We start from the raw sequence: 12,046 nt of genomic DNA, 5'->3' as shown, positions 1-12,046 counted from the left end.
AGGGCCGTGGACTGAGGGAATCCGTGCCCAGCCAGCGACACTCTGCCTCACTGACTCCGCGCGGAGCAACGATGTTTACCAGTCAGCCAGGGATGAGATGCTCATGGTGAGCGCACTTGTGAGAATTCGGAGGTCCGGGCGTAGATTTCGGATGTGATGACTCTGATCCAGAAAGCGTCTGTTTTGGCTTGGCGCAGAGCCGGCTTGATGTTCAGGGTGAGAAAGGCGTGAAAGAGGTTGAATGCGGTCAACTTTCGGGCAAGTCGATCCCGAAATCCAGTCGGAATCACGTTCCCGCCAGGATTGTATCCCCAAAAGGGCCGTTGAGATGCGGGATTTTTCGACAACTCTTCCTATAGAAGTATTCCTGCCGCAGCCATGCTTCCGAGAGATCCTATGCCTGTGCGCTTAATGAAATCCCGGCGTGTTGAATGTTTCTGTCTCATATTGCACCCATTGTTGCTCAAACTTTGAATGACTCTTGTAACCTCTGTAAAATGATAAGCAGAATTGGCTGCCTGTCTCTTCGGTTCTTCCGAGCGGCTCGCCGCTTCAGACTCCCTCTCTGGCTTCCGAGAAAAATCGATTATGTTGACTTTGGGGCATCATCCCCTGCCACGCGGTATTTTATAGCCAAACGTGATCTTGGATCTGGCTTTCGGGCACCCCTTATTGCAGCTATCGTGAAGCTTGAGCGGTCCGCGTTACCTCGAACTTGATCTTGATAGGATAGTGATCTGATAGATCCATCATGGTATTGGTATAGTCGCCAAAGCGTGAAATCCACCCTTGATCATAAGGCTCTTTTTTTAGAGAGAACATGTGAGGGAGGATCACGCGCTTCCCATCTTGGTCCGGGATCTCGAGGTCAAATGTCGTTATCGCTGTACCGGTATAGTGGGAGGACCATCCCCCTCGGTATATGTCCTTCCATCCCCTGCCGTCGTCATTGATCCGCGAAACGTAGGCTGTGTCGTTGGTCTTCAGCCCGAAGAGATAAGGATGGCCATTGAGTTCAAAGGAGCGAACAGCGACGTAATTGGAGGCCCATTGCCCCCGGTAGATGTCCTTCCATCCCTTGCCGTCGTCATTGATCCGCGAGATGTAGGCTGTGTTGTTTTTCTTCAATGCGAAAATATACGGGTGGCCGTTGAGGTAAAATGTTGTTATCGCGGTGCCCACATAGCTGGAGGCCCATTTCCCCTGGTAAATATCTTTCCATCCCCTGCCATCGTCATTGATTCGGGAGATATAGGCTGTATTGTTCGTCTTCAGCCCGAACAGATATGGATGGCCGTTGAGTTGGAAAGAGACAACGGCTACATAGTTGGAGGCCCATTGCCCATGGTAAATGTCCTTCCAACCCTTGCCATCGTCATTGATTCGGGAGATATAGGCTGTGTTTGAAGGCCAGCGTTTGAGAGCGAAAATGTGGGGATGGCCGTTGAGGTAGAATGTCGTGATCGCGGTGCCCACATAGTTGGAGGCCCATTGTCCCTGGTGAATGTCCTTCCAACCCTTGCCATCGTCATTGATCCGCGAAATGTAAGCTGTGTCGTTGGTTTTCAATCCGAAGAGATACGGGTGGCCGTTGAGTTGGAAGGAGACGACGGCCACGTAGTTGGAGGCCCATTTATCGGCGTAGATGTCCAGCCACCACCCACGATTCATGGGGCTCTTCCAGTCCCGGATCACCTCAGCCTCCAGGGGCGTCATTCGGAGTCCGCCGCCTGAGTTCTTGAGGAACATATAATCCAGGATGTCCGGCGGCCGAGAGGTCGGCCCTTTGCGAGGATTAAACAGCTGATAGAGCAGGTTGCTCCACACGTTCGCGGTATGGTCACCCTCTCCGATCTCCGGGTGCACATGCCGGTAGGCGTCCATCGCATCCACTTGTCCAAAAAGGCCCTTCATCAACTCGTAAGCTTCCGGTTTCACTCCATTGACGTTAAAGTCTCCCATCATGATCGCCGGACTGTCCGACACCCTGGATACGCCGCTTCCGGGCCCTGCAGTAGTCATTTGGGCAATCTGTTTGATGTCCGGCTGCTGCTTGCCACCCACGTCCGTGCATGCGTGGCTGATGCCCAACCTGAAAGTCGGCCCCCCATCCCACAGCTCAACGGTTGCGGTTATGACGCCCTTCCTGGCCCAGAACTCTTCTTCGCCAGGATCTGTCCTAGCGGGGAACGGCGAGAAAGTCACGTTGGTCAGCTTGTACTTGCTTAGAAGCACCAAGCCGCTCGTGGTCTTGCCCGTGGCCAGCAGGCCTGTTAGACCGGTGAGCAATCCCGCAGGATCTGATACACCTCGGGCCAACGCTATAACCCTCGGATCCAACTGCACATCAGGCGGGTGGTATCGATAGGGGTAACTATCCGCCAGTTGATCGCAAATCCAGCCCTGCCGCTGATATGCCCAGACTTCCTGCAATCCGACGATGTCTGCGCCGCACTCCCTGATTCTTTCGACGATCAGCTTGGCCCGGCTGTCGTCTTTAAAGACTAACGGATCGCTCCGCTCGTAGAGCGTGCGCGTGAAGAGCCTTGGGAAATCGTTCTTGAGATAGTTGCCTACTTCCGCACTGGATCCCCCAAACAAATGCGTGTTGTATGTCAACACCGTGATGCCGTTTGCCATCGGGTCTGCAGGGGCTCTCCGTTTCAAGGCATTCTCTGGAAGCGCATTCGGCATTTCGACAAACGTCCAAGTAGTCTTGGGACGATGGGGTGGGCAGCCGTATTGTTTGATCTCGTCACCCGTCACCAGAGCCAGGCATTTGTTGCTGTTATTATTTCTGATGACCGATGGTCTCCCGAAGTCGACTGCCGAGGGCTGCGAAGGAGATGTGCCAGGGGGCACCGCTTCTATCCTCCAAACAGTATCCCCCCTGTCGCAAGGCGCGACTTGCGTCACCTGGCTGCCGTCGCTCTTGCTTTGATGCGCGACGCCAAGACAGAGTCCGCTGTTTCTGTTAGCGATCCGGTAGCCTCCACCCTCTGGGCGCATCTCCCAGATCGCGTCAAGACTCCCTGTTCCGCATTCCTTGTGTACCAAGGCTGCACCGTGTACCTTGCTGCCACCCTTGACTGATAGACATTTTCCACTGTACTGGTTCTTGAGTTGCACCAGCAAACCCGAATCCGCCTGAGCCGCCGCAGCGGTATTGGAGAAAAAGAAGAATGATGCGATCAACAAAAATGATATGCGATGCATGGCATGCTCCTTTTCATGAAACAACTCTTGAAATTCATCTCGAAGTAGGGCTAGAAGCCAAATCTGCTTTGCCGCGGCAGCAGAGAGCAATCGCCTAATCCGGCAGGACAGAGGAGAAAAATCAGCGGGGGACGACCTCTCCCGCGACACAGCTACTCAGTTTTCCTCCCTTATCGTCTCCTTCGATTTTTGCTAAATCCAGATGGCGGTCGGCCGATTTTACTTCGTAATCGGAAAACAGAGACTGAGCTTTCCTGACCTAATCCGTTATTGTAGTGACGGAAGCGGCACGTCAGAACAGCGGAATTGCATGCGAATCTCGAGATCCTTGCCTGGTCCCCGTTGCCGTCGAGAGACCGCTCGCCACATTTCCCCTGCCAGCCTTGAACTGCAGATTCATTTGAAGCGGCGCCCAGATCAGCACTGGAAAGGAACGGCGCCAAAACCGCTGAGGTCAGCATGTACTCCATAGGCTCGCCGTTTTCAAGAAGTGCCGCGGCGCAAATGCGCGAGATGCCGCAACATATATGGTTCACAGCAATTTGCATTATGGTAACCGACTAAGTAATCTCAATTCAACAAAAAACGATTTTCTTCGGGCTGTGCACTGAATCCGATGGCGTAAGAAGGGGAGGGAGATTAGGGACAGACCGGTTCTTGACTCGTATTAGATTCCCAATATGATTCAACGGTCCCAGAACAGGCCGATGATCCGCGAGCAGGACTAACCACCTCATATGCGGCGCTTCAGGGCATCAAGGCGAACCGCCGATGGGCGGTTCCTACCAGACCGGCTGTATGCCTTTGGACAGAATTTTCATTCTGTTCCTGCCATCCAACGACACGGCGCATACGCAGAATCCTTCGCGCCCGCACTCGTCCCCGTAATTCCGATAGAGAATAAAATTCCCATCTGGAGAGAAGCATGGTTCCAGCGCGTCTTTGACGACAATGAGATCCTTCCCGCTCAGAGTGTCCAGCAGATGGATCTCATTGAAGCCGGAGCCCTGAAGCCGATCGTAGGCATAGGCCAGACGACGTCCGTCGGGATGCCAGGACAGTCGGGTCGCACCGCGGTTGTTGCGGCTGATTCTGTTTGTCGGCTCATCGAACCGGGCGACGGTCGCGAGTCTCGTTGTCTCCCAGCCGCTCGGGGGCTCTCCTGCCGATGCGGATTCCGCCTCTGCAATCCAGATGTCTCCATTGCGCGTGAAAGCAAGCTTCTTTCCCGAGCGCGACCACGCCGGGTGGGCGTGATCTGCGAAGGAGAAACCCGTCCCGTTTGCAAAGAGATCGTATCGAACAATGACCTTACATGGTTCTGTTCCTCTCGGGAGAACATCAAATATCGAAGTTGCGACAATCACGCCGTTTGCCACTTTTCGGTCAAGATCGATTCCTGCCGTCCCATTCATGCGCTCGGCTTTGAATTCCTCCGCATGTGAAAACGTCACCGAACCACTACCCGGGTGCCAGGATATGCTCACATCCGAAAACCGGGACTCGCGATTTACGTCGGAGTCCGTCCACTGAAAAGTGAGCGGCAGCTGGTTGCTTCCGTTGGCCCTTGCCAGCCAGACATTGCCTCGGCGCACAAACGCAATCTGGGACTTGTCCGGAGACCAAGCCGGACTCAGCCCGTTTTCGATAATGAGCGTCTGATCCGTTCCATCGCCGTTACACACCCAGATGTTGCTGTCACGAACGAAGGCCACCTTCCAGGGTCGAAGGGTTTCATAGAGAGGGGCAGATTCATGTTCTGCCATGGCAAGACCAAAAAATCCAATCAAGAGTAAGGCCATCCGCAGGATCGATTTCATAGGGAATCCTTTCCTACCTTGGTCAGGGGAAGGATAAGAAGTATTGGCTGACGTTTTTCGTTGTTGCTTCGGTAATTCCCGATTTCGGCAGCCGCTTATAAAAGGCAAAATGTAAACTCAGGGGTTTGGGTCGCCCTCCCAGGCAGGATTTTACATCTAAGTACGTCGGTTCATAAATACGCTAACGCATTTTGGAATCACGCAGCGCGCTTCATTTTGTTGAGTAGCGCATCGAGGTCACCTCGCGTGAACATCCACTCGAACGGCTTGGCTGCCCTCTCATAGTGCTTTTGGAAGCCGATGAGTCGCTGGCGCAAGGCACGCAAGGAGTCGAAGTGATTGGGTGTTAGCGCCTTCCTTTGCACGATGGAAAAGTTGATTTCGATTTGATTCAACCAACTCGCATGGACCGGCCCGTGGACAGGAACGAGTCGTGGATGTTTGCTCCGAAGCCTCGCGATGCATGTGGGCGCCCGATGTGCGGAACCATGGTCCATAATCCAGAACACCCGCCGAGCTTCATTGTAAGGCGTTTGACGCCTTACCTGGTCCACGAGCCGATCGAAAGGTTCAATTCCGCTCCTGCTTTCGCAGCGGCCAAACAACTTCGCCCGGTGAACGTCCAGGGCTGCCAGATACGCCCAGGCTCCACAGCGTTTGTATTCGTGTTCGATCTTCATGGCGGACCCGGGCCGAGGCGGAAGGGATGCGCGCTTTCGGCGACGTGCCTGAATGCTCGTCTTCTCGTCTGCCGACAAAACAAACTCGTCATCTTTGAGACGGCGTCCGTTCCAGCTCCTTTCATACAGGTCGAGAATGCGCCCGGCCTTGTCTGCAAATTGCGGGTCCCGTGGGAAAATCCAGCAACGGTGCTGCCAGGGTCGAATCGCATCCTCGTTAAGCCATCGCCATATCGTGGTGCGGCTGATCGATGCCCCAATTCCGGACTGCCGCACAGCTGCGGCGAGATCCCTCGTACTCCAGCGGGAAAGAGGCATGCCAAATGTCGACGGCAACTCACAGGCCTGTGCCTTAATCTCGACCACCAGGTCCGGGGGAAGAAGCCCGGGGGCGACCCGGGCGAGGACGCTCGTCCAGCCCGACCAGACCTTCTTCAAAAAACCTCTTGCGCCATAAACAGACAACCTCCCGCCGGGTTTGGAGACAACGCGCGATCTCTTCGTTTTCTACGCCCTCGGCCGCAAGCAGGATCATTCTGGCCCGTTGGACCTGAAAGTACGGTAACGTATATTTCCGAGATCGAGCAAGCAGTACCTGTTGCTCGTCTGACGACAGAACTATCTGGAATGGGCTTCTTCTCGGCATTCTGGTTGCCTCCTTTGCCGACCAGAATGCCACAAAACCCGGCCAAATTCAAGAAATCATACGTTAGTGTATTTACGAACATGAGTACTTAGTCAGTGGTCATAGGACGGCCGTAGTCTCAGGGGCCGGACGGGGGACCTGCGGACGGTGGATTTGTCTGCTCCGCCATTCCTTTGCGGGTGTAAAATCCTGCCGGAGCAGCTCACAGCTGTGATTTGGAGAAGACCTGGAAATTGACATAATCTGAGCTTTTTTTGTTCGACAGTACCACTACTTTAGGCTGCCGACGCGATCGCGAAAGAGTCACGCTTTGGCATCTTCGTTATTACGAAGGGACGGTTATATGCGCAAACGGTTTTTGATTGCATTGTTTCTAGCGCTTGTCTGCGCCTCTGTGGTTCAGGCGCAGGACATCAATATCGCCAAACAACTTGAGGGCTTCGACGATTACATGGCCAAGGTTCTAAAGGATTGGAACGGCCCGGGGATTGGCGTGGGCATTGTGGTTGGCGACAAATTGGTCTTCGCGAAAGGGTATGGATATCGTGATTACGAAAAGAAGCTGCCGTTCACGCCGGCGACGGTGTGCCCGATCGCGTCGAATACGAAACTGTTTACTGCGGTCGCCGCGGGCATGCTGGTGGAAGAAGGCAAGCTGACCTGGGATAAGCCGGTGCGCGAATCGGTATCCACGGTGAGGTTCTACAACGAACAGCTCAACAATACCGTGACCCTGCGCGATATGCTATCGCACCGGACCGGCGTTACGCGTCACGACACCATCTGGTACAAGTCCGACTTTACGCGGAAAGAACTGTTCGAACGGCTGAAGTATCTTGAGCCGCAAGAACCGATGCGGCAAACGTTCCTGTACAACAATCTGATGTACGCGGGCGTGGGTTACATGATCGAACTGGAATCCGGGAAGACCTGGGAGCAGTTCGTGCGGGACCGCATTCTGGGACCGCTGGAGATGAAATCCACAGGTTACTCGATCGCCCACATGTTGAAGCAACCCGAACACGGCGTCGGCTTTACTGAGCGCAGGGATTCCTTCGAACTCTACCGCATTCCTTACTACGAAGACATAGAAGGCGTAGCGCCCTGCGGAGCAATCGTCTCCAACATTGAGGATCTGTCGCACTGGTTGATCGCATTGATGAACGACGGCAAGTATAAAGGCATGAACGTGGTGCCGGCCGATGTGCTCAAGCAGACGCTCGCGCCTTCCATTGCGCTGCCCAATACTGCCGCCGAGCAGCGGGGATTCTGGGAGGTCCTGAACTCGGCCTATGGCATGGGGCGTTGGACCGCCTCTTACCGCGGGCACCTCCTGGCGTATCATGGCGGCGATCTGCCGGGCTTCCACTCGCAGGTGTCCTTTATGCCGAAGGAGCACATCGGCGTGCTGGTGTTTGTGATCGGCGATCATACCGCGCCCCTCTACAACCTGATCAGCTACAACGTGTACGAAAGGCTCCTGGGGTTGGACCAGACGCCTTGGATCCAGCGCATGCTCGATATTCGCCTGAAGGCCAAGGAGGCCGGAAAGCAAGCGCGAAAAAGAGCCGGCGAGGATCGTGTGCCGAATACCAAGCCGTCGCACACGCTGGCGGACTACGTGAGCGATTACGAAAACCCAGCGTACGGTGTGATGAGGATCGGGCTAAAGGATAACCAACTCCAGTTCGACTTCCATAAGATCCGGATGCCACTGACGCACTTTCACTATGACCGCTTCGATACGGCGGATGACGAGCAGGATGGCAAGTGGTCGGTGAATTTCCGCACCAATCCCCAAGGCGACATTGATCAGGCCGTCATTTCGCTGGACGAGGCAGAGGCGGTCTTCACGCGCAAGCCGGAGAAGCTCGATCCCCAGACGCTCGGGAAGCTGGCCGGCAGCTACGAGACGCCGACCGGAACAAAGATCCAGATCACCTACCAGGAAAACAGCGGACTGTCGCTGGTGTCGCCCGGCGCGCCTCCGATACCTCTCCAACAGATCAAGGGCCTGCGATTCCGCACCCCGCAATTCTCAGATGTGATATTCGAGTTTGTGCTGGAAAACGGCGAGGTGAAGGCGCTCAAGCAAAGAAGTCCTGAGGGAGAGTATACGTTTCCGCGAAAGTAGGGCCAGCAGTTTGACGCATAGTAGATGCAGAGAAACTGCGGTGATGTAGACATTGCTGGTCAGGGCGGGCATCCGATCACAGCTGGCATGCGATTTGGGTTCCCATCAGCATCTGAGCAAACAGAATTACCATGGGGCTATGGGAGTTGGGAATCCGATGGGAAAATTGGCAACCCCGCATGGAGACTTCTTTATCCTCGGCAATTCCAATTTGTCTCGGCTTTCTGCGAGGAACCCCACATAATCCGAGTATTGGTGTCGATTGCGAAAAGTCACTCCTAACCACTTGTGGGTGACCACAACCTCGCGGGGCAACCAGAACGGATGGGAAACAGGGTTGAAATCTACTTCGCTGAACCAGATTTCCGAAGTCTGTCTGGTCAGTCCGGCGTCGCTCCTGGGGGCCAGCAGGTCCGTACGCATGCGCACGATTTGGCAGGATTGTGGATCCACCCACGCCAAGCCTTGATAGCACAGCGGTGTTGGCGGCATTCCTTCCATTTGGAAATTCCCCGCAGGAGCCTCCGGTATCGGCTTCTGTGCGATAGCGATTACATAGGCGTTCGGCTTTGAGATCTGCCTGCCTATATGGCGCATACGAGAGGTGGATTGCAGGTTCGGATAGAAAAAGATGCTGGCCGCAGCAAAACCGGAGGTCATAGCGGAGATGCCCTTCAATCGCTCACGCTGAAGCGGCCGGCCGCGACTGTCGCTCCTGGACTCCCGCGCCTGGACGCCCTTGCCATCAGAGCTAATCTCGATGGTGTAGTTGTAACTCTGATCGAGGCGGTCGTCGACCCTGCCGTCATTGAGCAACCTCTCGAGGCGGATTTTTTCTTTCGAGGCCGTGTTGGGAAAGTCGCGAAAGAACATTTCCACGGCTCCCCCTACCTTCTGCAACAGAGAGCCAAGTTCGTCCTGATTTTCGGTAAACGTCAGATCGCTCATTTCCGCAGGGTAGGCACCGCGCAATTCTTCGGCACTGGGATCTACCACGGTTCGGGCCTTTGCATAAATCTCCATCGCAGTTGGCGGCGCAGCGTTTGCCAAGCCCTCTGTTTTGCCCTTGTTCTCATTGATCGAGACAAGCCGGGAGAGATCAAAGAAGACTGTCTTGCGTCCGGGCAGGCTTTCTGCCGCCTGCAAAAATCCGCGCAATGCAGATGTGGTTCTCTGCCCAATGCTCACCGACATTTGCGCCAGGCCGGCAGCTCTTCGACGTGTGGTTTTCTCGGCGTCGATAACTTCCCTCCCCCAATTGGGGTTCCGGTCATTTAGCAGCTCCCATCCCCGATACGTTCGTACGGCGGGCAGTCCCGCCATGCTCTGGACGAAATAGGTAATCATGTCCCAATCGTTGCGTTCGATGGCAAGCGCCTGCGCTTCGGTCATGGGCGGATGAGTCAGGTCCTGCGCTCCCGGGCTCACATGTTCAGTCGAGTAACGTCACTGTTGTTTCGAATTGCTTTGACAATTCAGCCGTTTTAGGACGCGTCTATGGGAAACATGGTTCATTCGATTTGGCGGACATAACCGGCTTATCGGACAGGTGATTCAGCCTGCATAGACTTTCGGAAGCAGCCCATTGCAGACATTCCCAGCCTCATGCCCGCGAATTCGCGTTCTGCGAAACTGCAAAAGCCAACGCATTCCGTCACGCGGGCCAGCAGTGGCGTTACCGGACAGAACCCCCTTCCCGCAGGAGGTGTGACCGTTTTGTCCGGTTTTGGCAGTTACCCAGGCATGACTGGTCATCAGTCAATCTAACAAGCCCATTTATGGTCAGCGCAACGGCTTACGGGGTGCCTGCAATCCCGGTAACTGCTGCTGATTGAGCTTTCTCGATCTCTGTCATCTGACTTATAGTGGCGGATATACCAGTTGCTGTCGTTGCAGTGGGCGAATCGCTTCCGCGGAGGCTCCCATGCCCGAGATCGGCCAGACCATCTCGCATTACCGAATCACTGAGAAGCTGGGGCAAGGAGGAATGGGCGAGGTTTTCCTGGCGAATGACCTTGTATTGGAGCGCAAGGTCGCGATCAAATTCTTGCCTGATTCAGTTCAGCAAGATGTGCAGGCACGCACGCGTTTTCTGCGCGAAGCGAAAGCCGCCGCAGGTCTGGACCATCCGTTTATCTGCAAGGTCTACGAAACAGGTGAGGACCAGAGCAAGGCTTTCATCGTCATGGAGTACGTGCCGGGTGAGACTGTGAAGGAGCGTCTGGCCCGCGGGCCGCAGCCACTGCCAACCACATTGCAGTTGGCCTGCGAGATCACTGAAGCTCTTGAGAAGGCGCACGAAAAGGGGATCGTGCACAGGGATCTGAAGCCAGCCAATATCATGGTGACGCAGCAAGGGCACGCCAAGATCCTGGATTTTGGCCTGGCTAGACAAATCAGCGGATCCGGCACCGCGGAAACGGGCGGAAGCACTACTGCGACTGAACAGCTGACTAGGACTGGTGAGGTTGTCGGAACGCTCGCCTATATGTCCCCTGAGCAGGCGCGCGGTGAGCAGGTCGGCCCCGGAAGCGATATCTTTTCCTTTGGCCTGATGCTCTTCGAGATGCTTTCCGGCAAGAATCCATTTGAACGACCGACAGAGATCGACACCATAAGCGCGATTCTTCGCGACGAACCGCCGGCCTTGCGCATGGAATCCTCGGCTCCGCAGCATGCGTTGCGCTGTATCCTTGCCAAATCGCTGGCCAAAAATCCCGAGGAGCGATATCAAAAAGTCGGCGATTTAGGAGCCGATCTGCGCAAACTGCAAGGGGAGATCAGAGGAGGCGGGCTTTCTGCACGCAAGTGGACACTCGCGGTTGCGGCGGCAGTGCTCATCACACTCGTGGTTTTTGCGGTCGCGAATTTAACGCGATTCGCTTCAGTGAAGATCCAGGAGACAGGGTATAAGTCCGCTTCTCTAGTCATCGCAGACGTGCAAAATCGAACCGGAGATCCGGCGTTCGACGGCGTGCTCGAAGAATTATTGACCATCAGCCTAGGTGGAGCCGAAAAGATATCGCTCTTCGACCGCAAGCAGGCGATCAGCCTGCTGAATCGCGTCAAGCCTAGTGCCAAAGGACAGCTCTTAGAAGAAGATGCGCGGCTCATTTGCCAAAGGGAAGGCATTGACTGGACCATCAGCGCGTCCATAGAACAAGAAAAGAATGGCTTTCTCCTCAAGGCCAGAGCTCTGGATCCTATCAGCGGCAAGATTGCCGCGGCCGCGAACTGCTCGATCCATGCAAAAGCCGATATACTCAAGGCGGCAGACTATCTCTCAGCCGTGCTAAAGGCAGGACTCGGAGTGGTTTCGCCTGATTCCGCTCATGCTGGCACCAAAGAGACTTTCACCACAACCTCGCTGGAGGCGATGAAAGACTATGCCGAGGCGCAAAAGCTCGATGCCCTAGGAGTCCGTCCGAGAATTGTCTGATTTCTATTGATCGGCGGGCTCGAGAAATTTACCTTATGTTCCATGGCAAAAACATATCGTTCCTACTGTCCGGAGCAGCTCCTGCTGCTGCCGCCGAGCCTGCGTGATTGG

General features: G+C 55.0%; 5 protein-coding genes and 1 pseudogene. 2 read left to right on the top strand and 4 right to left on the bottom strand.

Annotated features, from left to right (window positions below):
* Nucleotides 1-678: 678 nt before the first annotated feature.
* The 3 genes and pseudogenes from LAP85_25925 to LAP85_25915 form a co-directional block, all read right to left on the bottom strand.
* Entirely contained in the window at nucleotides 679-3,216 is a 2,538-nt protein-coding gene (locus LAP85_25925; GenBank protein MBZ5499852.1) for an RICIN domain-containing protein, read from the bottom strand.
* A 782-nt stretch (nucleotides 3,217-3,998) separates the two neighbouring features.
* Nucleotides 3,999-5,036 (bottom strand): hypothetical protein, encoded by a 1,038-nt coding sequence (locus tag LAP85_25920; protein ID MBZ5499851.1) that lies wholly within the window; start codon nucleotides 5,034-5,036, stop codon nucleotides 3,999-4,001.
* Between the two features lie 197 nt (nucleotides 5,037-5,233).
* Nucleotides 5,234-6,251, bottom strand: a pseudogene (locus LAP85_25915) (IS630 family transposase).
* Nucleotides 6,252-6,756: 505 nt separating this feature from the next.
* Here LAP85_25915 and LAP85_25910 point away from each other — a divergent pair.
* Nucleotides 6,757-8,496: a serine hydrolase gene (locus LAP85_25910; GenBank protein ID MBZ5499850.1), complete on the top strand. Its 1,740-nt coding sequence runs from the start codon at nucleotides 6,757-6,759 to the stop codon at nucleotides 8,494-8,496.
* A gap of 126 nt (nucleotides 8,497-8,622) precedes the next feature.
* Here LAP85_25910 and LAP85_25905 read toward each other — a convergent pair whose 3' ends face one another.
* A complete protein-coding gene (locus tag LAP85_25905) occupies nucleotides 8,623-9,888 on the bottom strand; it encodes a hypothetical protein (GenBank protein ID MBZ5499849.1) in 1,266 nt (421 codons plus the stop codon).
* Nucleotides 9,889-10,420: 532 nt separating this feature from the next.
* On the opposite strand from LAP85_25905, the gene LAP85_25900 reads away from it, so the two are divergent.
* Nucleotides 10,421-11,935 carry a serine/threonine protein kinase gene (locus LAP85_25900; GenBank protein ID MBZ5499848.1) on the top strand — a complete coding sequence of 505 codons (1,515 nt, stop codon included), beginning with the start codon at nucleotides 10,421-10,423 and terminating at the stop codon, nucleotides 11,933-11,935.
* The last annotated feature ends 111 nt before the right edge of the window (nucleotides 11,936-12,046 follow it).

It is taken from the genome of Terriglobia bacterium (assembly GCA_020072565.1).
Classification (GTDB): domain Bacteria; phylum Acidobacteriota; class UBA6911; order UBA6911; family UBA6911; genus JAFNAG01.
This window is presented reverse-complemented; position numbering and strand designations above follow the sequence as displayed.

What these genes read in the sequence shown, in the direction of transcription:
- LAP85_25925 (MBZ5499852.1), bottom strand. Translation starts at nt 3,216, where the DNA reads ATGCATCGCATATCATTTTTGTTGATCGCATCATTCTTCTTTTTCTCC.
- LAP85_25920 (MBZ5499851.1), bottom strand. Translation starts at nt 5,036, where the DNA reads ATGAAATCGATCCTGCGGATGGCCTTACTCTTGATTGGATTTTTTGGT.
- LAP85_25905 (MBZ5499849.1), bottom strand. Translation starts at nt 9,888, where the DNA reads ATGACCGAAGCGCAGGCGCTTGCCATCGAACGCAACGATTGGGACATG.
- LAP85_25900 (MBZ5499848.1), top strand. Translation starts at nt 10,421, where the DNA reads ATGCCCGAGATCGGCCAGACCATCTCGCATTACCGAATCACTGAGAAG.